The sequence below is a fragment of the Neisseria sicca genome (assembly GCF_003044565.1).
In the GTDB taxonomy this organism is placed as follows: Bacteria; Pseudomonadota; Gammaproteobacteria; order Burkholderiales; family Neisseriaceae; genus Neisseria; species Neisseria sicca_A.
Window position 1 is genome coordinate 245,196 of sequence record NZ_POXG01000001.1, and the last position, 25,208, is coordinate 270,403.

Sequence of the window (25,208 nt, forward strand, 5' to 3'; positions counted from 1 at the left end):
ACGAAAATATTTATCATCACAATGCTTGCTGCCTCGTAGAGGTCGTCTGAAAACTTTTCAGACGACCTCTTGGGCAACACGCATTACTTATCTAAGGTTTCGCGGATAATTTCTTTAACGGCGGCTGCATTGTTCGGCACGACTTGGACGCGCTGCGGCAGGTTTTCCAAACCTTCCAACGCGGCAGGGCGCGGAATGGCGACATCGCCGACCGCTTCGCGTATGGTCGCATCGAATTTTGCCGCCAATGCGGTTTCCAAACACACAACCATCTCCCCTTCTTCGCGCACTTCGCGAGCGACTTTTACGCCATCGGCGGTGTGCGGGTCGATGAGTTCTTTGTCTTGCTCGTAAACCTGCTTAATGGTGGCGAGGCGGTCGGCGTGGGTGGATTTGCCGGAGGTAAAACCGTATTTGCCGCCGACTTTTTCCAAGGCAAACTGCAAGTCAAAGCCTTTGCCCGCCGCTACTTCCGCCCACAGCGTATTGATTTCCTGAGGATCGCGATCCATCAGGTCGAACACGAAACGCTCGAAGTTGGACGCTTTGGAAATGTCCATAGACGGGCTGGAGGTAACATAAGTATGCTCGCTGTTTCGCGGGCGGTATGCGCCGGTTTTGAAAAACTCGTCCAACACATCGTTTTCATTGGTCGCGACAATCAGGCGGCGGATAGGCAGGCCCATTTGTTTGGCGATGTGTCCCGCGCAAACGTTGCCGAAGTTGCCGCTCGGCACGCAGAAGCTGACCTGCTCGTCATTGCTTTGCGTCGCCTTGAAATAGCCTGCAAAGTAATAAACCACTTGCGCGACGATGCGTCCCCAGTTGATCGAATTAACCGTACCGATATGGTATTTTTCCTTGAACGCGGCATCGTTTTGCACCGCCTTCACAATGTCCTGACAGTCGTCAAACATACCCTTCACGGCGATATTGTGGATATTCTCGTCTTGCAGACTGTACATCTGCGCACGTTGGAACGCGCTCATTTTGCCGTCGGGTGACAGCATAAATACATTCACGCCCTTTTTACCGCGCAACGCATATTCCGCAGCCGAACCCGTATCGCCGCTGGTTGCGCCCAAGATATTGAGTTCCCTGCCCTTTTTGTTCAACACATATTCAAACGCATTGCCCAAAAACTGCATCGCCATATCCTTGAACGCCAGCGTCGGGCCGTTGGACAGGGCTTGGATTTTGATACCGTCGGACAAAGTACGCACAGGCGTGATTTCCTTAGAGCCGAACGCCGCTTCCGTATAAGTACGGTTCACAATATCGCGCAAATCGTCCGCCGGAATATCCGTTACAAACAGGCTCATCACCTCAAACGCCAGCTCCGGATAGCTCAAACCGCGCCACTTGTCCAAAGTCTCGCGGCTGACCTGCGGATAACGCTCCGGCAGCATCAAACCGCCGTCGGGCGCAAGCCCCATCAACAAAACCTCGCTAAATGGTTTATGCGCCGTCTCGCCGCGCGTACTGATATATTTCATGATTTCTTCTCTATAAAAACAAAAATATTGCCAATCAAAACAGGAAACCTGCCAGCGAACAATCCCGCAAGCCACCCTATCCCGACCTTAATCCACTATAAACTTTCAGACGACCCCGATACACAGAGGTCGTCTGAAAAACATTATCTATACAAACGCTTGAAACAAGCATTGACGGTTTTCACCGTTACCGACGCAATCGCACGATCGCGCGAAGAAGGATTCAAAACATCCATCAACTCTTGCGCGGACACCTGATTCGGCGCCTCCTCGCTCGCGCAGCCGCAGATTTTGTCTTCCCACTCGCGCTGTTTGTCCGCGCTCATCGTCAGCGCAATCAAACGCCACTCATTACGCTTGTTCAACTCCGAACGGCATTGATGATCAACCGCCATTTTCACCACGCTGCCGCCAATCCCCGTACCGCCGCCCAAACCGCCGAACGCCGAGTCAGCATCATAAGCGCAACCGCCCAACAACACCGCCACAGAAGCAACGGCGACCATCTTTTTCATATTCATAACCATCCCTTGCCGCAAGGTCGTCTGAAACGCCCCGCAAAGTCTTTAAACAAACGCGTATTATACCGTAAGCAGTGTGAGATGGGGGATTGGGAGACGTGGGGTATAATTTGGAAAATATTGAATGATCTTATAGAAATAAGGAGTGGTATTCAAAATGTACAAACCAAAGAAAAAATCTTCATTTGTTGAAGTCTTGGAAATAATCGGCAAATCGATAACAATTTTAGCTTCAGCAGGAGTGATATTAGGCGGCTTTCTTTCCTACAGCTACTTATCTTTCATCCGGCAGCCAAGTGTTTTTACCGATGCAATATCAAATCCTTCTAGTCTAGCATCTATTTTAATCACATTTGTATTAACAATAATAGCCCTTATTAGCCCATATATTTTCCCTCACATACTTATCCCTTTATCGAAAGATGTTAAACAGGAAAAAATAGCTATTAAAAATCTGCTACCATGCTTATCCATAGCTCCTTTAACATTTATAGCAATAATTACATATATATATTTATCCAATGATCTTCCTAAAATCATATTAGAATATATTTCATATATCGCTATTTTTCTCCCTGTGAGTGTATATTTAATTCAAATAACAATCAAAAACAGGAAAGATATTGAAATTTTTATATTAAAATTTATTTTCTATGCAATATACTACCTAGTATCAGCATTGATCTTGTTTCCTATAATCATTATTTTTACTATTCCAGCTTTAATTTATTTAATAATATTTTCAAATAATGATATAAAAAATATATATATAATTAAAATTATTGATTTTTTAAAAAAATTAAAAAATTATTTTTCTAAAAATAAGAATAAAAAAAGAAAAAATAAGATAACAGAGGAAATTACTACATTAATACTCTTTATAATGATAATTATACTCTCATCTGCTACAACATTTTTATACTCCTTAGTTTTTATAATAATGACTAACGATTGGTTGCCTGGAGAAGAAACTCAATACTTATACTTACTTTTTCTCGGCATAATGATGCTATTGAATGTCTTCTTAGTCTCTCGCTTCATTCGCCACCAAAAAAACAATAAAAATGATCATAAGAAAGTTCTTATATTTCCTTGTATGATTGCTTTTTTTTCATTACTCTTGATAGTAATACTATCTGAAAATTTTTCTGTGCGTATGCTTTATCCAGTTCGTTTTACAGAAATACCACAAAACTCTTCATGGTATTTATTACACAATAATTTTCAACAAAACAATGGCTTGCAAGAAACTAGTGGGATTGATAAAAATGACTTATTCAAGTTAAAACAGAAATTTAAATGCTCTGTGCTCTCAGAAAAAGAAAAAGTAGAAAAAGACATTACCTGTTCTTCAATCCCCGAACAACGCAACAACGCCCTATACGGCTACATGGCTTGGAACTTAGGCGACACTAAGGTCTTCTGCCCACCAACTGTTGAAAACAACAAAGGAAAAAAGGAAGCCGCAAAATTAGCAACAGAATGTATCGTTATCAGTGGGAAATTCCTGCAAATTTTGAATGAAAACTATATTGATATTATGCCCAAAGAGCGTTAATCCTCCTTTCAGACGACCTGCTATAATCCACGTCGTCTGAAAACCCTCTTTCACGGAAACCGCCATGTCCGACCTTTTCACCCGCCAACCCGATGCGCCGCTTGCCGAACGCCTGCGCCCGCATACGCTTGATGACGTTATCGGGCAGCAGCATTTAATCGGCGAAGGCAAGCCGCTGCGTGTGGCGGTGGAAGGCGGGAAACCGCATTCTATGTTGCTGTGGGGGCCGCCGGGCGTGGGCAAGACGACGTTGGCGCGGATTTTGGCGCAGAGTTTCAATGCCCAGTTTCTGCCTGTTTCCGCCGTATTCTCCGGCGTGAAGGACATACGCGAGGCAATCGACAAGGCAGAAATCGCCTTGCAGCAGGGACGCGCGACGATTTTGTTTGTCGATGAAGTCCACCGCTTCAACAAGGCGCAGCAGGACGCGTTTTTGCCCCATGTCGAAAGCGGTTTGCTGACCTTTATCGGCGCGACTACGGAAAATCCGTCGTTTGAAGTCAATCCCGCGCTGTTGAGCCGCGCGCAGGTGTATGTTTTGCAATCCTTGTCTTCAGACGACCTCAAGAAACTGATTGCCAAAGTATTGGCATTGCCCGAATACCGGGATTTCACGATTGAAGCCGATGCGCAGGAGCTGCTCGTCAATACCGCCGACGGCGATGCGCGCAGATTGTTGAATTTATTGGAGCAACTTTTACGCGCCGCCGACACACGTCGTCTGAAAACCCTGACCGCCGAATTTCTCGTCGACAGCTTGGGCGCGCAAATCCGCCGTTTCGACAAAGGCGGCGAGAGTTTCTACAACCAAATCTCCGCCCTGCACAAATCCGTGCGCGGCTCGCATCCGAATGCCGCGCTGTATTGGTTCTGCCGTATGCTCGACGGCGGCACTGACCCGCGCTACCTCGCCCGCCGCATCGTGCGCATGGCGTGGGAGGACATCGGGCTTGCCGACCCGCGCGCCTTCCAAATCGCCAACGATGCCGCCGCCACCTTCGAACGCTTAGGCTCGCCCGAAGGCGAACTCGCGCTGGCGCAAGCCGTGCTGTACCTTGCCGCCGCCGCGAAATCCAACGCGGGCTACAAGGCATACAACCAAATGCGCCGCTTCGTCAAAGAAAACGCCAGCGACGAAGTACCCGTCCACCTACGCAACGCCCCGACCAAGTTGATGAAGGAATTGGGCTACGGACGCGAATACCGCTACGCCCACGACGAACCGAACGCCTACGCCGCCGGTGAAAGCTATATGCCCGACGGCTTGGACGAACCGGATTTCTACCAACCCGTCCCGCGCGGGCTGGAAATCAAAATCGGCGAAAAGCTGGAATGGTTGAAATCGCTGGATGAAGAGGCGTTGGATAAGCAGAAGTAAATGGCGTCTCGCATTTCAGACGACCTGTTCCACAACGACGGTCAAATGCTTGTATCGTCAAGCTAATTTGGCTACAATCCGATTTTCCTTTTTCTTGCTGAATAATCGAACACAGAAAAAATCGCGGCTGCTGAACCCGATTTCCGAAACGAAGTTAGAAAGCAGATAATGGACAATTTAGACCACAGTCGCAGCCGTGCATGGCGGCGGCATCAAGCAAAACGACCCAGCCATCGCGTACACGGCAAAAACCCTTCTGAGGGTAAGCTCGAGAAAAAGTGGGATTTGATGTATTTCCGCAGGAATAAAGTCAAACGCGCGCAAAAACTGGGCTTTGTTTACCCCTTCAGGCAGCATGAATTTGAAGCCGAATGGTTTGATTAACTTAAAACACATTTCGACTCAATCGAGATGATTTTCACAAGGCGGATATTTCTCCGCCTTTTTTAATTTCTATGAACGCACTTTTTATTTGCAGCCGCAACCAATGGCGCAGCCCCACTGCTGAAGCGGTATTCCGACGCTATCCGAACGTACAGACCCGTTCCGCAGGCACAAGCCCTAACGCACGGCACACCGTTTCCATCAACGACATCGCATGGTCGGATAAGATTTTTGTGATGGAACAAAAGCATAAAAACCGCCTGTCGGCGCAGTTTCCCCGAGCTTTGCAACATAAGGAAATCATTGTTTTGGACATTCCTGACGATTACCGCTATATGGACGAAGAATTGATCGAGATATTGAAGGAAAGCGTCGAGCCGTATTTGTCTGACAGCTAGTCTATAAGAGCTTGAATAAGCAAAGGTAAAGGGTATGGATAAGGTTTCAGACGACCCCAAAGGTCGTCTGAAAATCCAATCATCAAAAGAAAAACCGGATTCCCAGTTGATGGTAATCCGGTTTGTTTTATTTCACACTTAGAAATTCATTCTCACGCCTACGCGGACGGAGCGAGTGGACAGCGGCGCAGTTGGCAAGGTTGAATGCGTCAACAAACCATTCAGATGCACCTTGCCGTGTTTATCTGATTAAAGCCTATCATTCATTGAATCACAGCAGCCACGTTTTTCAGACGACCCTCCCTGCCGTATAATGCCTTTTTCCGTTCCCGCTTCCTAAACAAACATCATGACCGAATCCATCCGCCTCCCCGCCGCCTCGCTCAAGCCCGCCACCGTCGCTCTGCCCGGCTCCAAAAGCATCAGCAACCGCACTCTGCTGCTCGCCGCCTTGTCCGACAACACTTGCGAAATCCATTCCCTGCTCAAATCCGACGATACCGATCGTATGTTGGAAGCACTCGATAAACTCGGCGTTGAAATCGAATATCTTGCCGAAGGTCGTCTGAAAGTACACGGCACAGGCGGACGTTTCCCCAATCGGACTGCCGATTTGTTTTTAGGCAACGCAGGCACGGCGTTCCGTCCGCTGACTGCCGCGCTGGCGGTTTTGGGCGGCGATTATCATCTGCACGGCGTTGCGCGTATGCACGAACGCCCTATCGGCGATTTGGTCGATGCGCTGCGGATTGCTGGCGCCGATGTCGAATATCTCGGCAACGAACACTATCCGCCGCTTCATATCAGCGAGCGCCAAGACCGTGGCGAGCGCGTGATTCCGATTAAAGGCAATGTGTCCAGCCAGTTTTTGACCGCCCTCTTGATGGCGCTGCCGCTGACCGGACAGGCATTTGAAATCCGTATGGTCGGCGAGTTGATTTCCAAGCCCTACATCGACATCACCTTGAAACTGATGGCGCAATTCGGCGTACAGGTTGCCAATGAAGACTACCGCGTCTTCAAAATCCCCGCCGATGCCCGCTACCATGCGCCCGAACACTTACACGTCGAAGGCGATGCTTCCAGCGCGTCCTACTTCCTCGCAGCCGGTTTGATTGCCGCCACGCCCATCCGCGTTACCGGCATCGGCGCAAACAGCATACAGGGCGATGTCGCCTTTGCCCGAGAGCTGGAAAAAATCGGTGCGGATGTAGTGTGGGGCGAAAACTTCGTCGAAGTCTCGCGCCCGAAAGAACGCGCCATCCAAGCCTTTGATTTGGATGCAAACCATATCCCCGATGCCGCCATGACCCTCGCCATCGTCGCGCTTGCCACAGGACAACCCTGTACGCTGCGCAATATCGGTTCATGGCGCGTCAAAGAAACCGACCGCATTGCCGCGATGGCAAACGAGTTGCGCAAACTTGGAGCTAAAGTTGTCGAAGAAGCCGAAGCGATTCACATCACCCCGCCTGAAACGCTGACTCCCAACGCCGTCATCGACACTTACGACGACCACCGCATGGCGATGTGTTTCTCGCTGGTTTCCCTGTTGGGCGTACCCGTTGTCATTAACGACCCGAAATGCACCCATAAAACCTTTCCGACTTATTTTGAAGTGTTCTCATCGCTGACCGACGCGGTTTAAAACAGAGAACGTTTCTCCCCCAACAAAAAAGGTCGTCTGAAAAGCATCCATTGCTTTTTCAGACGACCTTTGCGTATTTGCCAGATAGTTACTGCTCTTCCAAGCGTCCGTCGTGCATCAACATGACCCGATCAAAGCGTCCAGCCAATTCGTCATCATGTGTCACCACAATCAGACTGGTATTCAACTCAGATTTCAGGTCCAGCATCATATCGAGTACATTTTGCGCATTTTTACGGTCAAGATTACCTGTCGGCTCATCGGCAAGCAGGCATTTCGGACGCGTCACCAGCGCGCGCGCAATGGCGGCACGTTGGCGTTCTCCACCGGAAAGCTCGCTGGGGCGGTGCTGTATGCGTTGTTTCAAACCTGCTTTTTCCAACATTTCAACCGCACGCTGTTCTGCTTCGGCTTTTTTCATCTTACCGATTAAAAGCGGCATCATGACGTTTTCCAAAGCGGAAAATTCAGGCAGCAAATGGTGGAACTGGTACACGAAACCCAAATACTGATTACGCAGCAGACCCAGTTGCTTCTGTCCCAACTGACTCAAATCCTGCCCCATCAGCACCACGCTGCCGGAAGTCGGCTTATCCAAACCGCCCAAAATGTGCATCAAAGTCGATTTGCCGCTACCGGACGAACCGATAATGCTGACGCTTTGACCTTCGAGCACTTCTAGCCTCAACTGATTCAAAACGTTGACATTCAATTGACCATCTTTGTAGCTTTTGCTGACATTATCGCATTTCAAAACTACTTTATTCATAGCGCAAAGCCTCCGCCGGTTGGGTTCTTGCAGCACGCCAGCTTGGATAGAGCGTAGCGATAAACGACAAAATCAGGGAAATGCAGGCTATCAGCACAACATCATGAATACTGACATCACTCGGGATATAATCAATGAAATAAACTTGCGGTTTGATGAATTGGAAACCAAACCAACTCTCTAACTGTTTGACAATACTGCCCACGTTCAAAGCCAGCGTGACACCGGTAATCACACCGGTCAAGGTACCGAAAAAGCCGGCAAATACGCCCTGCACCATAAAAATTTTCATAATGCTGCCCGGGGAGACACCCAAAGTCCTCAAAATGGCAATATCGGCTTGTTTTTCTGTAACCGCCATGACCAAAGAAGAAACCAAGTTAAAGGTGGCTACGGCAACAATCAGCAGCAGAATGATGAACATCACTCTTTTCTCCATTTCTACAGCCTCGAAATAACTGCGGTTGGTGTATGTCCAATCGCGCAACCATACTTCTTCTTGCAGATTTTTCGGCAGTAGTGTTTCGGTAAACGACGGCGCATTGATCGGATCGGCGAGTTTCAATCTCAAGCCTGCCGCATTTTCATCCAGACGGTACAAGACTTGGGCATCTTTCATGTGCGTCAATGCCAGAGTAGTGTTCAATTCATGGATTTTGGTTTTGACCAAGCCGACAACTTTGAACTGTTTCAGACGAGGTACAACACCGGCTGGCGTCACGTTGCCTTCAGGCGTAACGACAGTGATTTTTTCACCAACCTTTACATCCAAAGACTCAGCCAAATCCTGTCCCAAAATAATATCGAATTCGCCCGGCTTCAAATCATCAAAACTGCCCACAGGCATTTCTTTACTGTATTCAACGATCTTTTTTTCTTCATCAGGCAAAATCCCGCGGATTTGAACGCCTTGGACCTCACCCGCATTTGCCAGCAATGCCTGTCCGGAAACATAAGGTGCCGACTGAAGCACCTCTTTGCGCCCTTTAATAATCTCGCGCAGGCTCTCCCAGCTTTTACCGTTGCCGTTATCGTAATAACCCATTTCGGCATGAGGAGCCACTTTCAAAAGCTGCCCGCGTATATCCCGCTGGAAGCCCGCCATGACAGACAATACGACAATCAAAGCCATCACACCGAGTGCAATACCTACAATAGAAATGACGGTGATAAACGACATGAAGCCATTGCGTTTTTTTGCCCGCAAATAGCGCAGTCCTATCCAAGTCTCTAAAGAAGCCATTTATATGCCTCATCCGTTTGTCAAAAAACGCTTATTGTACCGTAAAACCGACAGGTCGTCTGAATACGCCGAAACGACCGAGAATAGAGACATCGCAATTTGTAAACCAAAGTCTTCTTATTCAGGGCTACCGTAAAATCGGTCGAAAAACTTGCACAATCATCTATTCGGCCTTATTCTGAAATCGCGGTAAAGCTTACCGCCATCAAAAAGGAAAACCATTAATGAACATCACAAAATTCTTAGCATTATCCGTTGCCGCTGCCGGATTGGCATTCAGTGCAAATGCGTATGCGGCTAAGGAGATTAAAATCAGTTCGAACAATACGTCCTATTCCGCTGCCGACGTGCAAAAACTTGCCGCAACCGCAGTCGGTATGGGTGTTAAAGAACCGGTTAGCCTGACCGCAGGCAGCGGTGTCGTCACCGTATCTGGCAGCAGCGCCACCAAATGTGCCTTCAAAGTAGGCAGCGGCGATACTCCGCAAATTCAAGGCGTAAGCTGCAAATAAACCGGCTTTGTTTGAAATAAGGTCGTCTGAAATGCGTTTTCAGACGACCTTATTGTTTATTCTTTAACTGCGCGCCTTTCATAAACGGCCTGCGCCAAAGTTCCTGCATCGACGTATTCCAGCTCTCCGCCTAAAGGAATACCTCTGGCAAGACGGCTGACTTTGTATGGAAGATTTTTAAATAATTCTGCCAACACATATGCTGTCGCATCACCTTCGGCAGTAAAGTTTGTTGCAATGATGATTTCTTCGACATCGGCATTCTGCAATCTCGTCACCAGTTTATCCAATGCGATGGCGCTCACATCCATTCCTTGCGCGGGACTGATTTGCCCCATCAGCACAAAATACAAACCATCATGGCAATTCGCAGTTTCCATATTGGAAACATCTGCCGGCATATGGACGATCATCAGGCGGCGTTTGTCCCGTGATTCGTCGGAACAAATATCGCACAAACTCCCTTCGCAAAATGTGTTGCACATCCTGCAATGCTGGACTTGCTTTAATGCGTATTGCAAAGCATCAACCAACTCCTGCGCCTGCTCCCGCTTGCTTTGCAGCAATTGATGCGCCATGCGTTGCGCGGATTTGGGACCGACATTGGGTAGAATTTTCAAGGCATTAATCAGCCGCGTAAAAGCATCGGGAGCTTTGCTCATGGTATTCAGACGACCTCTAACCGAAAGACAGGAAAATCGGGATAATAGTAGCGAATCCACTATATCAATAGTGAAGAAAAGGCTGATTATATAATGAAAACGGTCGGATTTTCTCCGACCGTTTTATTCTGTTTAAGCCAAGCGGGCAATCATGTACGCTATCGTTGCCGCCTGCTCGTTCATCAACTGCTTATTCTGTTGAATTATCGACTTTTTGCGCACCTTGCTCGCTTTTGATTTCCTTGCTGAAATAACGCAGCAATTCATCAAAAATGTTGGCAGATTGCTGTTGCGCCAGCATTTGTTTGGTAGCAGGAATTTGGGAAGCGACATTTTCCGGCGCTGCAATGTTCTGCACTTCAACAATTACAGGAGCCGGCATGCCTTCCAGCAGCATGGCGTATGCAGGTTTGCCATTTTGCGGACGGGCTTTAATCAGTTCGTTGTACGCTTCGGGTGCCATGGTCCGGCGTGCATCTTGCGCACTCAATTTCGATACTTCCGACCATTTCAAGTCAACTGCCTTGCCTGCCTTCAAAGCCTCGATGGCTTCTTTGGCTTTTTTGTCCGCCAGTTTTGCAGCCTCGCTACGCAGATAAGCCAAACGCACTTCTTCTTGAACATCAGCGAAAGGCGCGGTTTTTTCTTCCCTGACTTCTTTGACACGAATGACCCAAACCGTATCTTTGTCCATGGAAATCAGATCGGAATTGTGTTTTTTCTTCAACACATCTTCACTGAATGCCGCATTAATCAACGCATCGGGCAAACCTGCTGCTTTACCGTTGGCTTGAGTCAACCAATCTTGATCCAAACTTTCCAGTTTCAGATTTGTTTTCTTGGCGACATCCGCCAGGGAAGTCGGCGTATTAAATGCTTCTTCAGAAAGCTTTTCTTTTGCCGAATTGAATTCTGAAGCGGCTTTTTTCAGCTTCAAATCAGCTTCAATACGGGCTTTTTCATGCTCAAAAGACACTTTGTCTTCAATATTCAAAACTTGGACGATATCGTAACCGACTGGCGTTTGAACCACATCGCTGATTCCACCTTTAGGCAGCGAGAATGCCACGTTTTCCAAATCCGTACCCAAGCCGCCGTCTTTTGAAAGATAGCCTAAGTTGCCGCCTTTGGAAGCAGATGTAGTGTCTTTCGAATATTTTTGCGCCAGCGCAGCAAAATCGGTCGGCTTGGCTTTCAGCTCTGCCGCAACTTTGTCTGCTTCGGCTTTGATTGCCGCGCGTACCTCCTCATCGGCATCTTGGGGAACCGGGAAGAAGATGTGGGCAATTTCACGGCGGGGCGAAAGACGGGGCGCCTGTTCATCAAATGCTTTTTTCACTTCGTCTTCGCTGACAGTCTGCTTATCCGCCAAGTCTTTTGCACTCAGTGCAATGTATTCTAATTTCACGCCTTGCGGAATCAGATAATCTTTTTTGTGCGCCTCATAATATGCCTTCAATGCGGCATCATCGACTTTTACTTGAGAAACAAAGGCTTCAGGATTGAATGTTACCGAACGGATATCGCGGGTTGCCTGAGTCAGCTTAACCAGTTGCTCCGCTTGCGCATCGCTGACAATCGCACCGTTTTGCACCAAATTGATCAAACTTTGCAACGCATAACGCTCGCGGATATCAGCGATAAACTGATCTTCCGTCATATGGCGCTGGCTCAGGAAGTTTGAAAAGATTTGTTGGCTGAATTTACCGTTTTGATCGTGAAAGGTAGGATCGTCCACAATCAGTTGTTTAAGCTGATCTTGGGAAACTTCCACACCCATCAGCTTGGCACCTTCCTTCAGATAGGCGCGTTGAACCAAAGATTGGAATACGGCTCCTCGCGACGGGCTTTGACCTTGAAGCTGCTCACCTTGCAACGCATCGTTCAAAGAATACTCACTGATTTTTTCATCCCCTATTTTGACGATAAAATCAGAGCCGGGCGCAGCAACCGTGCTGACACCGAAGCCGACAAAAGTCAGCGCAATCAAACCCAACAAAATCTGGGCTGGAGTTTTATATTTTTCAACGGTATGGAACATATTATCTGAAGACGTAATGGTTAAAATAGCAAACGCGCATTGTAGCGCGTTTTGCCTTGTTATGCACTCTTGGCAGAACGATAGTCCGACTTATTTTTCAGACGACCCTATCCCGCCGTATCGTGTTATTTTGAAAAAATTTCTTGATAGTTTTCTTCGGAAAAGCCGACGAAAAACTGCCCCTCCTTTTCCAAAACCGGACGCTTGATGATGCTGGGCTGTTCCGCCATCAATCGAACCGCGCCATCGACAGTAGCCGCAGCAGCTTGGGCTTGCTCATCCAGCTTGCGCCACGTCGTACCGCGTTTGTTCAACAAAACCTCCAAGGGTATCTGCTCCAACCATTTGCTTATCGTTTCAACTTGCGGCGGATTCTTTTTAAAATCCACAAATTGAAAATCAACGCCATGTTCTTCCAACCATTTGCGGGCTTTTTTCACCGTATCGCAATTGGGAATGCCGTATAACTGAATCATCTTGAACTCTTTTCCTTCTTAATTCTAAATGACCGCCATTTTATCTGATTTTCCTTTCGTCCAGAACAAGACAACCGTCCTGCCTATTAAGACGAATAACTGATGATGGGTCGTCTGAAACCGTTTCAGACGACCTTTTTACGCGCCACCAATTGAACAGCTTTTTTCATCAAGCATTTGTTCTTATAATATCGAACCATTCCATTGCTACCCGACAAAGGATTCCACATGCAAACCCGCCTGCCATTTTTTGGTGTCGTCCGAGTCAGCGGGGAGGACAGAGCCTCCTTTCTTCACGGTCAATTATCCAACGACATCAATCACTTGAACGAAAATACCGCCTGCTATGCCACTTACAACACCCCGAAAGGGCGCGTGTTGGCAAATATGATCGTCCTCAATCGCGGAGAGGATTTGCTGCTGATTATGGCGCAGGATTTGACCGAAGCCATTGTCAAACGGTTGCGCATGTTCGTTCTGAGAGCCAAGGTCATCTTCGAACCGCTGCCCGATTTAGCCGTCGCAGGCGAGTTGGACGAAACTGCCTCTCCATCCCCCGCTTCCGAACCAACCCTGTCCTTTTCTGCCCAAGCAGACGAAGGTTTATATACCATTACCCTGCCCCATTCAGGTCGTCTGAAAATCGGAGAAACCGGACGTCTGCCCGAATATGACGCAGCAGCCGAAAACGCCTGGAATCTGCATGAAATCCGCAGCGGCTACGCATGGATTTCGACGGCAACCAAAGAAACCGCTGTCGCCCAAATGCTCAACCAACATATCATCGGCGGCGTACATTTCAAAAAAGGCTGCTATCCGGGACAAGAAATCATCGCCCGCGCCCAATATCGCGGACAAGTCAAACGCGGGCTGGCTGTTTTGCAGGGCGATTCATTGGAAGCCGCAGGCGTTGCCGTTCAAAACGGAGGCGAAGAGGCCGGACAAATCATCAATACCGCGCTGACCGATAGCGGCAGCCTGAGCCTTGCAGTTATCAAATTTTCCGCAGCGCACGCCGATTTGACCGATGCCGACGGCAATGCTTTAAAACAAGAAACCTTGTTCTTTACAGTTGATGCTTGAAGCGCGGCGATAGCGTAATAAGCGTTAAGTCATCTGCTACATCTTCTGCACACGACAAAAAGGTCGTCTGAAAACGAAGCATAGATAATCCCAGCGTTTTCAGACGACCTTTTTCAATCATTCCTTATTTTTGCCAATACGTTTTCACGTTCACAAATTCATACAGCCCGAATTCAGACAATTCCCGTCCGTAACCTGAGGCTTTGACGCCGCCAAAGGGAAGGCGCAGGTCGCTGCTGGTGTGGCGGTTGATAAAGACCGAGCCTGCTTGGATTTTTTCGGCAAAATCCCATGCGCGGCGGGTATCGGCGATATAGATACTGGCGCCCAATCCGTAGGGCGTATCGTTGGCAAGGGCGACGGCGTGTTCCTCGTCCTTTGCCCGCAAAATCATGGCAACCGGCCCGAAAACCTCTTCATTCCAAACGCGGCAGTCGGGATTCACTTTGTCCAACACGGTGGCGGGGTAAAACCAGCCCTTTCCTTCGGGAATGAATCCACCCGTCAAAACCTCTGCGCCATGTGAGACTGCGTCCTGCACTTGAGCGTGTACGTTTGCGCGTAAGTCTTCGCGGTGCAGCGGAGCAAGTGTGGTCGCAGGGTCTTTGGGATCGCCCGTTTGCAATTTGGCGCATTCGGCAAGGAACAGGGGAATGAAGCGGTCGGCAACTGCTTCGGTTACGACGATTCGTTTGGCTGCGTTGCAAGATTGACCCGCGTCGCGGAAACGCGAATAACAGGCTTCGACAGCGGCGCGTTCGAGATCCGCATCGGGCATGACAATGAAAGGGTTGCTGCCGCCGAGTTCGAGGACGGTTTTCTTGAGGTGCATTCCCGCATGGGCGGCGAGCAGGCGGCCGGTTCGCGTCGAGCCGGTAAACGCCATCGCGTCGGTGTCTTCAATGGCCTTCAACGTATCGTCGTTGTCCAGCCATGCGCCAATCAACGGGAGGTCGTCTGAAACCAGTTCCAGCAGCGCAGCGCTGACCCGCGGAACACTGGGCGCGGGTTTGACGGCGCAAGCGTTTCCCGCGCACAGGGCAGGAACGGCGAAACGCAAAACCTGCCAGACAGGATAGTTCCACGGCATGACGGCAAGCACAACGCCCAACGGCTCAAAACGCACCTGACTGAGGCTCGCCTGTGTGGCAATGGTCTTATGCGCCAGCAACTCAGGGGCAAGGCGGACGTAATATCGGATGAGCTCGACGGATTTATCCAGTTCGGCACGGCATTCATGCAAACAGCGTCCAACTTCTTCGCAAACCATTTCCGCAAGCCACTCTTTGTTTTGCGCCAAACGCTCGGCAAAGGTTTGCAGCAAAGCAGTCCGCCCGGTAACGCCCAACTGCGCAAACGCCTGTTGACGCACCTTCAACGCTGCCAATTCTTGCGCAAACTCTGCATAACTCTGCGCAGGATGGCGGCAAAGGGTTTCGCTGGTATAGGCGTTGATGCTGTGAAACATGGTTCGGCTCCTTTGTATGTCGGTTTTATTTTAGGTCGTCTGAAAAACAAGGTATGTTTTCAGACGACGTTTGTTCGTCAAAGAAACGCGATTATATAGCAAACTCGGATAGAACATCTCTACACAGTCCTTTCCGGGCAGACAACCCAGACTAAAAGGAATTTATGTCATTCGCTAATAACGCTTAAATTTTGCCATTCCCATCCCCTGATTTTGTAGAAACTGCTGAATTTATCGAGGAATCAGCCGTCTTGTTCTGACCACCCAAATGCCGCACCTTCTGAATAACGCGACTTGATTAAATCCTTTTAATGAAAAAGAAAAGAGAAAGTAATAAAAAGAATACTGCCAACTTTAAACAAAATACTGAGTTATAAGCTAATATTGCAAGTAAATTCACATCCTTCGTTATTTTTTTGTTTGAATAAAATATATCATTTTTGTAATACGAAACTAAAACGCCATTTAAAAAGTTTGTTTCATTGGGGTTTAATAATAATATTTTTGCATTTGTTATAGGGAATCTTTTATTTATATTTTCCATTTTACATAAATCATCAAGTCCGTAACAAGATAGCCAGTATGATCTTAATCCTGTTTCAAGCTTAATCTTTCTTTCTCCTCTATTAGGGGAGGAAATCAGCATTGTTGCCTCATTGAAGGATTGCTCCTCACCTTTAAAATTCAAGCCATAGGGAGCAATAAAAATACCTGACAAAAGAATGCAAAACAACGAGAAAAATAAAGAAATAATATAATATTTAAATTTCATGTTTAACCTATATATGAAAAGACATGGTAAATAAAATTTGGCTGAAAATACAATAAAAGGTCGTCTGAAAATATTCAGACGACCTTTTTGATATTTTCAAAAAACCTGATGTAAGGGCCAAACTATTCGACTCGTCTGAAACTGAAGTTCTGCGTCGCAAGCCAGCACACGCCTGAGCCGATGCAGACCATAATCGCGCCCTGCCAAAACTGTACAGACAGGGGCGCATTGAGCAGGAAGGAGGAAATGAGAGCAGAAAAAATGGGAATGAAATAGGAAGCGCCTGCCAAAACGGTCATATTGCCGCGTGAAATGCCGATGTTCCAAACCGCATAGCCCAAGCCCATGCAGGCTGCGGCGGCAACGGCATAAAGTATGGCGCCGGTCTCGAAATGAAGGCTGCCGTAGCCGCCTGCGAAATATTTTGCCCACAGGATGCAGGAGACGAGGAGGAAGAAAAAACCGACGGCATTGCCCTGCGCTTTGGTTCTGGCGGTCAGGGTGCAGTATGCCGCCCAAAACAGCGCGTCCAACAATGCCATGATGTAACTGAGCGGATTGGTTCGGACGTTGCCGATAATCTCGGGCAAAGAGAATCCGCCGTCACCGCCTAAAACGGTGGCAATGCCTACAAACGACAAGACAAAGCCTATGCCTATCCACCATTTTGCGGGCTGCTTGTTAAACCAAACCGCGCCGATGATGGTAAACGTCGGCCAAAGATAATTGACCATGCCGACTTCGACCGCTTGGCGTGCGTTGTCGGCAAAACCGATGGAAAGAGACAGGCACAATTCGCAGCCGACGAAAAAAATGCTCGCCCAAAAAAGGTAGCTGCGGCTGAACTGCCGCAGATTCGGCAATCCGAAAATAGCCCAAAGCAACAAAGTGGAAAGGCTGTACATCACCGCCGCACCGCCGACTGCACCCATGTGCAGGCTCAAGGCGCGTATCAATCCGACTACGGAACTCCAAAAGGCTACGGCAAGCAGACCTATGGATGTGGCTTGATTGGGGGTAAATGCGTGTTGGAGCAGACGGTTCATGATGTGTTGTGTTGGAATTTGTTTTATTGTGTAATTTTTTGATATTTTACGCCTCCTGTTTGCATAATCAAGAGGAAAGGTCGTCTGAAAACACGAGTGCAGATACTGCCAAACTGTTTTCAGACGACCTTTTGCTGTTTTCTGAATTTAATATCCCTTCCCCTAGAGACGAATTCAATTTCATGTCAGTCATGACTGGCACTTATTACAATCGCAACTCTTCAAAATAGTTATTTACCGTAACATTTGAAACAGTAGGAAAATTCATCAGTTCTGGGTTGATTATGTAATTTGTCAAACTATCAGAAGGATTCAAATGGTAAATAGTCGTCAACAAATTAACAAAATACCTTTCCCCTTTTACCATTATTTTTTCATCGACATCCGTTATAAAATAAATTTCCCTATCTTTCAGATATATGATTTGATTTCTCTTCAAATCTACCGTCCATTCCTCAATCGATTTATTCATGCGCGCATTTTGAATATACAGTTCAAACTGATGGCTATAAGAAAAATCTATTCCTACTTTAATAAATAAATTATCTCCAAAAAATTTGGATTCAAAATCAGCCCATAGCTCATCTTGAAATTTTTTATTTACTTCTTTTATAAAATCATTAAATTCAATCATCTGATTACCTCCGACGGCAGCTTTATATAAGCTGCTTGACTAGTTGTCCGATGGACATCTGCGCTTTTGCTGCCCCTTAAAAATCTCAAAGGATTATAGTCGGGTCGTCTGAAAACCGATATCAACCCTCTCCCCCTCTCCCAATCCAGAATATAACGAAATCGCATTAAATTAAAACCAAGCATTCTTTCCGTTTTTCAGACGACCTGTTTACAGTATCGCCACTGTTTCTATAAAAATCATCAACCAATCAAACCATTAAAGCCGCGCAGGCAAACGCTCTGCCTCAAGCAGCCGTCCGCACAAAGGAACCGACATGACCCCAGCCAACCCGCTTCCCATCGAACTTTCCGCACAACTCGCCGCCCTCTCGCCTACACAGCTCGCTTGGCTTTCCGGCTACTGCTGGGCGCAAAGTCAAGGGGCGGCGGGCGGTTTGGAGGTTTCCGCTGCTCCTGCCGTTGCCGCCACCGCGCGACGCGTGTTGGTTTTATCCGCCTCGCAAACGGGCAATGCGCGCGGCGTTGCCGGATCTTTATATGCCAAACTAAAAGCCGCAGGCGTAGAAGCCGTATTGAGCAGCGTGGGGGACTTCAAAAGCAAAACCCTGCCCGATGAAGACATCGTGCTGTTGGTAACATCCACGCAAGGCGAGGGCGAGCCGCCCGAAGAAGCCCTGCCGCTGTATAAATTCGTCTTCGGCAAAAAAGCCCCCGATTTGGGCAAACTCACTTTCGCCGTTTTGGGTTTGGGCGATTCCTCCTATCCTAATTTCTGCCAAGCAGGCAAAGACTTTGACGCCAAATTCGCCGAACTGGGTGCACGTCGTCTGAACGACTTGGGCATCTGCGATTTAGAGTTTCAAAACGCTGCCGACGCATGGGTCGAAGCCGTCGTCCCTAAAGTTGCCGAGCTTGCTGCGCAAACCGCCGCTCCTTCAGCCACACCAGCCGCAAACCAAACAGTCGGCACTGTCTATACCAAAGATAAACCCTATACCGCCACCCTGTCCGTCCGCCAAAAAATCACGTCCCGTTCCGCCGAGAAAGACGTGGAACACATCGAAATCGACCTGTCCGGCTCCGGCTTGCACTATCAGGCAGGCGACGCGTTGGGCGTACTCCCGCTCAACGATTCGGCTTTGGTTCAAGAAATCCTCGATTTGCACCAATTAAGCGGCGAAGAAAAAATCCGCCTTTCAGACAACCTCGAAACCGACATCCGCACCGCCCTGACCGAGTCCGCCGACATCACGCAAAACACGCCGGCACTCGTGCAGCAATACGCCGAGTTGTCCGGCAGCGAAGCACTCAAAACCACAGCCGCCGACAAAACCCGATTGGACGCCTATCTCGCCACCACACCGCCTGTCGGTGTCTTCGCCGCCCATCCTCATCCCTTGGATGCGCAAACCCTGTTCCAACTGTTCCGCCCCCAAACCCCACGCCTTTACTCCATAGCCTCCGCGCAAGACGAAGTCGGCGAAGAAGTCCACCTGACCGTCGGCGTCGTCCGCTTCGACCACCACGGCAACAGCTACACCGGCGCAGCCTCAGGCTATCTGGGCGAACGCCTTGAAGAAGGCGGCGAAGTACGCGTCTTCGTCGAACCCAACCCCAACTTCCGCCTGCCCGCCGACGGCAACACCCCCGTCATCATGATAGGAGCAGGCACAGGCATCGCCCCCTTCCGCGCCTTCATGCAGCAACGCGCCGCCAACGGTGACAGCGGCAAAAACTGGCTCATCTTCGGCAACCAACGCCTCGCCGACGACTTCCTCTACCAGCTTGAATGGAGCGATTACCGCAAAGACGGCATCCTCACCCGCGCCGACTTGGCATGGAGCAGGCAGAGCGAACGCAAAGTCTATGTCCAACACAAAATTGCCGAACACGCCGCCGAAGTCTGGAACTGGCTGCAACAAGGCGCACACCTCTACGTCTGCGGCGACGCCACCCGCATGGCACGAGATGTAGAAACCGCCCTGCTCGACGTCATCGAAACCCAAGGCAAACTCAGCCGCGACGATGCCGAAGACTATCTCAACGAAATGCGCGAAGACAAACGCTACCAACGCGACGTTTATTGATACCGCGCCAAACGAAAGGTCGTCTGAAAAGCCCAAATCAGGTTTTCAGACGACCTTTCGCATCACCAAGCCATTTATCTCGCTCAGACACAGCAAACCATTCAGACACACCTTCCACCGCTTATCCCATTTGCTTTACCCTGTATCTCAACCCAGCTAACATACAAAATTCATCGTCATTTCCATCCAACAAAAAACCCGATTTATTTGTTACAAACCGCATCAGGATATGATGAACATCGAAAAAGTAAAAAGAAGGTTATCAATAATGAAGACATTTAATAGAAAGCTGATGATATTGGCTGGTTTGCTGGTTATGACGGCGTGTACAAATCAATCAAACTTAACTCTGGATGGAAAACAAAATGTCCAAGCTGCTAAAACCAAGCAGAAAAATTCACCTCCCCTTCATTTTGAATGTCATCCCTCCGAAAATAAATTCAATACACTCCCAGAAATCCCCCCACCTTTACCTAATGTTACAAGTATACCAATCAGTTTAGCGCAACAGAGAAAATCGGCTTTTAGAGATGAAACCAAACGTCTCGCTATCCCTATGAACAAAGAACTGATTATTCCCAAATTGCAGGAGTTAGGTTTTATAGAAGATAGCAGTAACGAAATCTATGAAAAAAATTTCGGAAAGAAAAATATGTATGATACTGTTAACTATAATGAAAATATTTTTTCTATAACTATCACTTTAAAAGACATTATCGATCAAGGGTGTCCATATTATATCAATATTTATCATGTAAATAACGAGGTAAACGGCGTAGAAATATTGATTGGAAACGATGGACTTATCTTAAAAGACACCACCATTCCCGATTTAGTCGTCTCTAACATTGATCATAAACACAAGCCTGAAAACCTGTTTAAAGACCTGTTGGACAAACATATCCAAAACATCGAAGCCTTTAAACAGAAACAGCCGCTTAATGAAGAGCTGATCAGTACGCGTGCCGTATACGATGGCATTACCTATGAAATCAACTCGTTCGGCGGAGGCAGGGAAACAATGCTGCAAATTTATCGATATAAAACCCGAAAGAAAGTCCATAACTGATTACAACAAAGACCAAATAAAGAAAGTGAAATCATGGAGATGGTCCATAAAAGGTTGATGATATTGGCGAGTTTGCTGGTTATGGCAGCGTGTAGCAATCAGCCGAACTTGGCTCAAGATGGGAAGCAAAAGGCAGAAGCCGTTAAAACCGCAGCTACATCGCATTTTGAATGTCATCCTTCCGAATATAGGTTTAATACACTTCCCCCGCTCCCGCCTGCAGACCCTGCGGCATACCCGCGATATGAGCCTACGCATTTTGAGGCAGTTAACCGCCTGCCTATCCCCATGAACAAAGAACTGATTGTTCCCAAATTGCAAGAGTTAGGCTTTATCGAAAAAAGCAATAATGAAATCGTTGAAAAAAATTTCGGGAAACAAAATATGTATAGAGCCGCTGACTATCATGCCAATCTTTTTTCTGTCACTATAGTTTTAAAAGACTTTGTCAAGTTGGGATGTCCGTATAGTGTCAACATATATCATGTCAATAACAAGGTAGACGGTGTGGATGCTGTGATTGGAAACGATGGACTTATCTTGAAAGACACCACTATCCCCGATTTAATCATTTCCACCATCAACCATAAAAACAAACCGGACAATCTGTTTAAAAACCTATTGGACAAACATATCCAAAACATCGAAGTCTTTAAACAGAAACAGCCGCTTAATGAAGAGCTGATCAGTACGCGCGCCGTGTATGATGGCATTACTTATGAAATCAATTCTTTTAAAGGCGGCAGGTCAACCAATCTGCAAATCTATCGATATAAAGACAAGTCAAACAAAAAATCTCATTAAAACACGGGAGCCAGCCGTTCATCACACAGGTCGTCTGAAAACCTCAAACCGACAATATTGCAAACACGGCAGTCTATTTCGTAACGCCAAACCCATGTTTTCAGACGACCTGCCATATGCCGCAGCCTTTCAAAATCGGGTATGATTCCCCCTTTCAAATCAGGAGCCTGACTATGCAGACCCAAGCCGTTATCCGCCATATTGCCGACTGGCTGAAAAACTATGCCGCCACCGCACACGCCAAGGGGTTTGTCGTCGGCGTTTCCGGCGGTATCGATTCCGCAGTCGTTTCCGCCATCGCGGCACGGACGAGACTGAAGGTTCTGCTGCTTGAAATGCCCATCCGCCAAAAAGCCGACCAAGTCAGCCGCGCGCAGGAGCATATCCGCCGATTGGAGCAGGTATTTCCAAATGTAAGTGGAATGAGCGTGGATTTGACGCCGACTTTCGATACTTTTGCCGCCGATGTCGAAGTCGATGAAACCGAGTTCCCCACCAAACAGCTTGCGCTTGCCAACGCCCGCAGCCGCCTGCGGATGCTGACGCTTTATTATTACGGTCAGCTAAACGGTTTACTGGTTACCGGTACGGGCAACAAAATCGAAGATTTCGGCGTCGGTTTTTTCACCAAATACGGTGATGGCGGCGTGGACATCAGCCCGATTGCCGACTTGACCAAAACGCAGATTTATCAAATTGCCGCCGAACTGGACATCGCTGAGTCCATCCAAAAAGCCGTGCCGACCGACGGACTTTGGGATACCGAGCGCACGGACGAAGAACAGATGGGCGCGAGCTATCCGGAACTCGAATGGGCGATGAGCGTTTACGGTACGCGCCGCCCCGAAGATTTTGAAGGCAGGCAGCGGGAAGTCTTGGAAATTTACACCCGTCTGCACAAAGCCATGCTACACAAAGTCAATCCGATTCCCGTCTGCAAAATTCCCGAAGAGATGCTGAAATAAGCGAAAGGTCGTCTGAAACCGGTTTTCAGACGACCTTTTCAAAACAAAGAGGGTTGAAATCGTCAAACATTGCTCCAAAATATCGAATGTGCTTACAGCAGGTTGCATAAATTACCCGAACTTATCAAACCCGCCGTTTTGTGTAAAAATACCGCAATGGAAAAAATTACTCACCAAAATCTACATCCCTTACTTTCCAAAAGCCTGACCGACACCGATTTCGTCCTTATTCTCAATGCCTTAATCAAATTCCTGCGGCGCGGCGGCAAAAAACAGGCGGCAGAACGCTTCGACCTGATTATCGCCACGCTCAAACAAGACGAAGCACTCGCAAAAAACTTCAGCGGCCGCTTTTACCACTGGCTTTCGCAAGTCCACATCTATCCGGCTTTGATCAAACTCGGCATCTTCTCGCGCCACAGCTTCACCCGCGAGATGGGCATACGCATATACGAACGTTTCAGCCCGTCCTACAAAGATTTTGCCAACCTGCGCGAAGTGTTCCTCTATCTTTTTCATTCGGAAAACGACGACAGATGGCTGCAAACCCTCAGCATCCGCCAATGGTTGAGCCTGTACGATCTGATCCGCACCAGCGTCGATCCCGCCTTGCTGCAAAACGCCTGCCGCCAGTTGGTTGACGCACGTCTGCGCGCCATTGAAATGCTCGCCATTTGGATTGCCTCCGAAGCCCTCGAACCCGACCTTATCCGCATCGCCCCGCGCCTGCTCGAAGCCGACTCGCCCTTCGTCGCCCTCCAACGTGAAACCGCCAAACTGGTCGAACACTACCGCAACGACACCAGCCCTTACGACACTGCGCATCTCGAAGTCATGTTCGACCAGTGCAGCAAGCAAATCGACTATCTGCGCCGCAAAGGGACGGGTGCAGGTTCAGGCTCGTCCGTCAAAGTCGCCCACCTGCTCGAACGGCTCCAGCAGACCATAGGTCGTCTGAAACTGCTCACCGACATCCAAACCGATGCCGGCAACCGCAACCGCCTGACCATCACCCTGATGAATTCCCTCATCTACGCCGCGGTCGAGCAATACAGCACCCGCCACCTGCGCCGCAGCAGCATCCGTATGCTCGCCCGCAGCATTACCGAAAACAAAAGCCACCACGGCGAGCATTACATCACCCGCAACCGTAAAGAATATTTCAAAATGTTCTATTCCGCGGCAGGCGGCGGCGTCATCATCGCCTTGATGGCGCTGTATAAAATCCATATCGGCTCACTCGGCTTCAGCCCCTTCGTTACCTCCTTGTTGGCAGGGCTCAACTACGGCATAGGTTTCATGATCATCCACATGCTGCACTGCACCGTCGCTACCAAACAGCCTGCCATGACTGCCGCCAGCTTCGCCGAACAAGTCGATCTCAACGAAGGCGGCAAAGCGGTGGACAACAAGCTTGCCAAGCTCCTCATTGACGTATGCCGCTCCCAAAGCGTTGCCGTCTTCGGCAACGTGTCCATCGCCATCCTTTTGGCGTGCGCCATATCGTTCGGCTATGCTCATCTGAACCAACAGCCCATACTCGATGCCCACACCACCGCCTACCAGTTCAAATCCATAGACATCATCAATCATCCGACCCTATGGTATGCCGCTATTGCAGGCTTGTGGCTGTTCTGTTCCGGCATCATCGCAGGCTTCTTCGACAACCGCGCCGACTATCTCAACCTGCGCCAACGCCTGCCCTTCAACCCTTTGCTGCGCAAAATCATGCGCCCCAAACCCCGCCGCGTCCTCGCCGCCTACATCCACAAACACTACGGCTCGCTGGTCGGTAACTTCATCTTCGGTATGCTCTTGGGCATGACCGGCTACTTCGGACACCTCCTCGGCCTGCCGCTGGACATCCGCCATGTCGCCTTCTCCTCAGCCAACCTAGGCTACGCCGCCGTCAGCGGCAACGTCGGCTTTGGTACATTCATGCTCGGCATTTGCAGCGTCCTCGCCATCGGCCTAGTCAACCTCATCGTCAGCTTCACCCTCGCCCTCTTCGTCGCCCTGCGTTCGCGCGGCACGAAAATCGGCAGCGTCGGCAATTTGTGCAAAAGCTTCTGGCAGCAGATTAAAGCCAACCCGCTGATCTTGTTTTTCCCGGTTACGCCGGTTCAAACCAAAGAGCCGACCAAAGAGCAGGGAGAAAGGCATTAAGGCAAGCCGACAGACAGCGCTTCAGT

General features: G+C 48.6%; 24 protein-coding genes. 12 read left to right on the forward strand and 12 right to left on the reverse strand.

Annotated features, from left to right (window positions below):
• Positions 1 to 83: 83 nt before the first annotated feature.
• Both thrC and DBZ16_RS01220 read right to left on the reverse strand, forming a co-directional pair.
• Positions 84 to 1,496, reverse strand: a complete 1,413-nt coding sequence (gene thrC / locus DBZ16_RS01215; RefSeq protein ID WP_107812641.1) for a threonine synthase — start codon at positions 1,494 to 1,496, stop codon at positions 84 to 86.
• A 143-nt stretch (positions 1,497 to 1,639) separates the two neighbouring features.
• Entirely contained in the window at positions 1,640 to 2,017 is a 378-nt protein-coding gene (locus tag DBZ16_RS01220) for a hypothetical protein (protein ID WP_080614307.1), read from the reverse strand.
• Between the two features lie 157 nt (positions 2,018 to 2,174).
• On the opposite strand from DBZ16_RS01220, the gene DBZ16_RS16235 reads away from it, so the two are divergent.
• From DBZ16_RS16235 to aroA, 5 genes are all read left to right on the forward strand, one after another.
• Entirely contained in the window at positions 2,175 to 3,575 is a 1,401-nt protein-coding gene (locus DBZ16_RS16235) for a hypothetical protein (protein WP_240593946.1), read from the forward strand.
• 64 nt (positions 3,576 to 3,639) lie between these two features.
• Positions 3,640 to 4,953 carry a replication-associated recombination protein A gene (locus DBZ16_RS01230; RefSeq protein ID WP_107812642.1) on the forward strand — a complete coding sequence of 438 codons (1,314 nt, stop codon included), beginning with the start codon at positions 3,640 to 3,642 and terminating at the stop codon, positions 4,951 to 4,953.
• A 168-nt stretch (positions 4,954 to 5,121) separates the two neighbouring features.
• A complete protein-coding gene (locus tag DBZ16_RS01235) occupies positions 5,122 to 5,337 on the forward strand; it encodes a hypothetical protein (RefSeq protein WP_040668071.1) in 216 nt (71 codons plus the stop codon).
• A 71-nt stretch (positions 5,338 to 5,408) separates the two neighbouring features.
• The gene (locus tag DBZ16_RS01240; protein ID WP_003756693.1) at positions 5,409 to 5,735 is read left to right on the forward strand and encodes a low molecular weight protein tyrosine phosphatase family protein; all 327 of its coding nucleotides are present in this window, start codon (positions 5,409 to 5,411) and stop codon (positions 5,733 to 5,735) included.
• Between the two features lie 349 nt (positions 5,736 to 6,084).
• The gene (gene aroA / locus DBZ16_RS01245; RefSeq protein WP_107812643.1) at positions 6,085 to 7,383 is read left to right on the forward strand and encodes a 3-phosphoshikimate 1-carboxyvinyltransferase; all 1,299 of its coding nucleotides are present in this window, start codon (positions 6,085 to 6,087) and stop codon (positions 7,381 to 7,383) included.
• 88 nt (positions 7,384 to 7,471) lie between these two features.
• Here the strand turns inward: aroA and lolD are convergent, their stop codons facing one another.
• Together lolD and DBZ16_RS01255 are read right to left on the reverse strand one after the other, a co-directional pair.
• The gene (gene lolD, locus DBZ16_RS01250; protein WP_107812644.1) at positions 7,472 to 8,152 is read right to left on the reverse strand and encodes a lipoprotein-releasing ABC transporter ATP-binding protein LolD; all 681 of its coding nucleotides are present in this window, start codon (positions 8,150 to 8,152) and stop codon (positions 7,472 to 7,474) included.
• Complete coding sequence (locus DBZ16_RS01255) at positions 8,145 to 9,395, reverse strand: lipoprotein-releasing ABC transporter permease subunit (protein ID WP_107812645.1); 1,251 nt, start codon at positions 9,393 to 9,395, stop codon at positions 8,145 to 8,147. Before DBZ16_RS01255 ends, lolD begins: the two co-directional genes overlap by 8 nt.
• A gap of 224 nt (positions 9,396 to 9,619) precedes the next feature.
• On the opposite strand from DBZ16_RS01255, the gene DBZ16_RS01260 reads away from it, so the two are divergent.
• Positions 9,620 to 9,907 carry a hypothetical protein gene (locus DBZ16_RS01260; protein ID WP_003760695.1) on the forward strand — a complete coding sequence of 96 codons (288 nt, stop codon included), beginning with the start codon at positions 9,620 to 9,622 and terminating at the stop codon, positions 9,905 to 9,907.
• A 56-nt stretch (positions 9,908 to 9,963) separates the two neighbouring features.
• On the opposite strand, the gene recR is transcribed toward DBZ16_RS01260, so the two are convergent.
• The 3 genes from recR to DBZ16_RS01275 form a co-directional block, all read right to left on the reverse strand.
• Complete coding sequence (recR, locus tag DBZ16_RS01265) at positions 9,964 to 10,569, reverse strand: recombination mediator RecR (protein WP_107812646.1); 606 nt, start codon at positions 10,567 to 10,569, stop codon at positions 9,964 to 9,966.
• Positions 10,570 to 10,759: 190 nt separating this feature from the next.
• Positions 10,760 to 12,610, reverse strand: a complete 1,851-nt coding sequence (locus DBZ16_RS01270) for a SurA N-terminal domain-containing protein (protein ID WP_107812647.1) — start codon at positions 12,608 to 12,610, stop codon at positions 10,760 to 10,762.
• A gap of 125 nt (positions 12,611 to 12,735) precedes the next feature.
• A complete protein-coding gene (locus DBZ16_RS01275) occupies positions 12,736 to 13,086 on the reverse strand; it encodes an ArsC family reductase (protein ID WP_107812648.1) in 351 nt (116 codons plus the stop codon).
• Between the two features lie 228 nt (positions 13,087 to 13,314).
• On the opposite strand from DBZ16_RS01275, the gene DBZ16_RS01280 reads away from it, so the two are divergent.
• Complete coding sequence (locus tag DBZ16_RS01280) at positions 13,315 to 14,169, forward strand: YgfZ/GcvT domain-containing protein (RefSeq protein ID WP_107812649.1); 855 nt, start codon at positions 13,315 to 13,317, stop codon at positions 14,167 to 14,169.
• A 124-nt stretch (positions 14,170 to 14,293) separates the two neighbouring features.
• Here the strand turns inward: DBZ16_RS01280 and DBZ16_RS01285 are convergent, their stop codons facing one another.
• The 5 genes from DBZ16_RS01285 to DBZ16_RS01300 form a co-directional block, all read right to left on the reverse strand.
• Positions 14,294 to 15,637 (reverse strand): aldehyde dehydrogenase family protein, encoded by a 1,344-nt coding sequence (locus tag DBZ16_RS01285; protein WP_107812650.1) that lies wholly within the window; start codon positions 15,635 to 15,637, stop codon positions 14,294 to 14,296.
• A gap of 298 nt (positions 15,638 to 15,935) precedes the next feature.
• Positions 15,936 to 16,409 carry a hypothetical protein gene (locus tag DBZ16_RS01290; protein ID WP_107812651.1) on the reverse strand — a complete coding sequence of 158 codons (474 nt, stop codon included), beginning with the start codon at positions 16,407 to 16,409 and terminating at the stop codon, positions 15,936 to 15,938.
• 122 nt (positions 16,410 to 16,531) lie between these two features.
• Positions 16,532 to 17,455, reverse strand: coding sequence for an aromatic amino acid DMT transporter YddG (gene yddG / locus DBZ16_RS01295; protein WP_159070276.1), 924 nt, complete (start codon positions 17,453 to 17,455; stop codon positions 16,532 to 16,534).
• Between the two features lie 67 nt (positions 17,456 to 17,522).
• Positions 17,523 to 17,648, reverse strand: a complete 126-nt coding sequence (locus DBZ16_RS16485) for a hypothetical protein (RefSeq protein ID WP_276308299.1) — start codon at positions 17,646 to 17,648, stop codon at positions 17,523 to 17,525.
• A gap of 12 nt (positions 17,649 to 17,660) precedes the next feature.
• On the reverse strand, positions 17,661 to 18,089 hold the full coding sequence (locus DBZ16_RS01300) for a hypothetical protein (protein WP_107812653.1): 429 nt from the start codon (positions 18,087 to 18,089) through the stop codon (positions 17,661 to 17,663).
• A 316-nt stretch (positions 18,090 to 18,405) separates the two neighbouring features.
• Between DBZ16_RS01300 and DBZ16_RS01305 the strand changes: the two genes are divergently transcribed.
• The 5 genes from DBZ16_RS01305 (at position 18,406) to DBZ16_RS01325 (ending at position 25,182) form a co-directional block, all read left to right on the forward strand.
• Complete coding sequence (locus tag DBZ16_RS01305; RefSeq protein WP_107812654.1) at positions 18,406 to 20,178, forward strand: assimilatory sulfite reductase (NADPH) flavoprotein subunit; 1,773 nt, start codon at positions 18,406 to 18,408, stop codon at positions 20,176 to 20,178.
• Positions 20,179 to 20,407: 229 nt separating this feature from the next.
• The gene (locus DBZ16_RS01310) at positions 20,408 to 21,247 is read left to right on the forward strand and encodes a hypothetical protein (RefSeq protein WP_240600129.1); all 840 of its coding nucleotides are present in this window, start codon (positions 20,408 to 20,410) and stop codon (positions 21,245 to 21,247) included.
• Between the two features lie 33 nt (positions 21,248 to 21,280).
• A complete protein-coding gene (locus DBZ16_RS01315) occupies positions 21,281 to 22,051 on the forward strand; it encodes a hypothetical protein (protein WP_107812655.1) in 771 nt (256 codons plus the stop codon).
• Positions 22,052 to 22,224: 173 nt separating this feature from the next.
• The gene (gene nadE / locus DBZ16_RS01320) at positions 22,225 to 23,016 is read left to right on the forward strand and encodes an NAD(+) synthase (protein ID WP_107812656.1); all 792 of its coding nucleotides are present in this window, start codon (positions 22,225 to 22,227) and stop codon (positions 23,014 to 23,016) included.
• A gap of 156 nt (positions 23,017 to 23,172) precedes the next feature.
• Positions 23,173 to 25,182 carry a site-specific recombinase gene (locus DBZ16_RS01325; protein ID WP_107813086.1) on the forward strand — a complete coding sequence of 670 codons (2,010 nt, stop codon included), beginning with the start codon at positions 23,173 to 23,175 and terminating at the stop codon, positions 25,180 to 25,182.
• The last annotated feature ends 26 nt before the right edge of the window (positions 25,183 to 25,208 follow it).

What these genes read in the sequence shown, in the direction of transcription:
- thrC (WP_107812641.1), bottom strand. Translation starts at nt 1,496, where the DNA reads ATGAAATATATCAGTACGCGCGGCGAGACGGCGCATAAACCATTTAGC.
- DBZ16_RS01220 (WP_080614307.1), bottom strand. Translation starts at nt 2,017, where the DNA reads ATGAATATGAAAAAGATGGTCGCCGTTGCTTCTGTGGCGGTGTTGTTG.
- DBZ16_RS16235 (WP_240593946.1), top strand. Translation starts at nt 2,175, where the DNA reads ATGTACAAACCAAAGAAAAAATCTTCATTTGTTGAAGTCTTGGAAATA.
- DBZ16_RS01230 (WP_107812642.1), top strand. Translation starts at nt 3,640, where the DNA reads ATGTCCGACCTTTTCACCCGCCAACCCGATGCGCCGCTTGCCGAACGC.
- DBZ16_RS01235 (WP_040668071.1), top strand. Translation starts at nt 5,122, where the DNA reads ATGGACAATTTAGACCACAGTCGCAGCCGTGCATGGCGGCGGCATCAA.
- DBZ16_RS01240 (WP_003756693.1), top strand. Translation starts at nt 5,409, where the DNA reads ATGAACGCACTTTTTATTTGCAGCCGCAACCAATGGCGCAGCCCCACT.
- aroA (WP_107812643.1), top strand. Translation starts at nt 6,085, where the DNA reads ATGACCGAATCCATCCGCCTCCCCGCCGCCTCGCTCAAGCCCGCCACC.
- lolD (WP_107812644.1), bottom strand. Translation starts at nt 8,152, where the DNA reads ATGAATAAAGTAGTTTTGAAATGCGATAATGTCAGCAAAAGCTACAAA.
- DBZ16_RS01255 (WP_107812645.1), bottom strand. Translation starts at nt 9,395, where the DNA reads ATGGCTTCTTTAGAGACTTGGATAGGACTGCGCTATTTGCGGGCAAAA.
- DBZ16_RS01260 (WP_003760695.1), top strand. Translation starts at nt 9,620, where the DNA reads ATGAACATCACAAAATTCTTAGCATTATCCGTTGCCGCTGCCGGATTG.
- recR (WP_107812646.1), bottom strand. Translation starts at nt 10,569, where the DNA reads ATGAGCAAAGCTCCCGATGCTTTTACGCGGCTGATTAATGCCTTGAAA.
- DBZ16_RS01270 (WP_107812647.1), bottom strand. Translation starts at nt 12,610, where the DNA reads ATGTTCCATACCGTTGAAAAATATAAAACTCCAGCCCAGATTTTGTTG.
- DBZ16_RS01275 (WP_107812648.1), bottom strand. Translation starts at nt 13,086, where the DNA reads ATGATTCAGTTATACGGCATTCCCAATTGCGATACGGTGAAAAAAGCC.
- DBZ16_RS01280 (WP_107812649.1), top strand. Translation starts at nt 13,315, where the DNA reads ATGCAAACCCGCCTGCCATTTTTTGGTGTCGTCCGAGTCAGCGGGGAG.
- DBZ16_RS01285 (WP_107812650.1), bottom strand. Translation starts at nt 15,637, where the DNA reads ATGTTTCACAGCATCAACGCCTATACCAGCGAAACCCTTTGCCGCCAT.
- DBZ16_RS01290 (WP_107812651.1), bottom strand. Translation starts at nt 16,409, where the DNA reads ATGAAATTTAAATATTATATTATTTCTTTATTTTTCTCGTTGTTTTGC.
- yddG (WP_159070276.1), bottom strand. Translation starts at nt 17,455, where the DNA reads ATGAACCGTCTGCTCCAACACGCATTTACCCCCAATCAAGCCACATCC.
- DBZ16_RS16485 (WP_276308299.1), bottom strand. Translation starts at nt 17,648, where the DNA reads ATGACTGACATGAAATTGAATTCGTCTCTAGGGGAAGGGATATTAAAT.
- DBZ16_RS01300 (WP_107812653.1), bottom strand. Translation starts at nt 18,089, where the DNA reads ATGATTGAATTTAATGATTTTATAAAAGAAGTAAATAAAAAATTTCAA.
- DBZ16_RS01305 (WP_107812654.1), top strand. Translation starts at nt 18,406, where the DNA reads ATGACCCCAGCCAACCCGCTTCCCATCGAACTTTCCGCACAACTCGCC.
- DBZ16_RS01310 (WP_240600129.1), top strand. Translation starts at nt 20,408, where the DNA reads ATGATGAACATCGAAAAAGTAAAAAGAAGGTTATCAATAATGAAGACA.
- DBZ16_RS01315 (WP_107812655.1), top strand. Translation starts at nt 21,281, where the DNA reads ATGGAGATGGTCCATAAAAGGTTGATGATATTGGCGAGTTTGCTGGTT.
- nadE (WP_107812656.1), top strand. Translation starts at nt 22,225, where the DNA reads ATGCAGACCCAAGCCGTTATCCGCCATATTGCCGACTGGCTGAAAAAC.
- DBZ16_RS01325 (WP_107813086.1), top strand. Translation starts at nt 23,173, where the DNA reads ATGGAAAAAATTACTCACCAAAATCTACATCCCTTACTTTCCAAAAGC.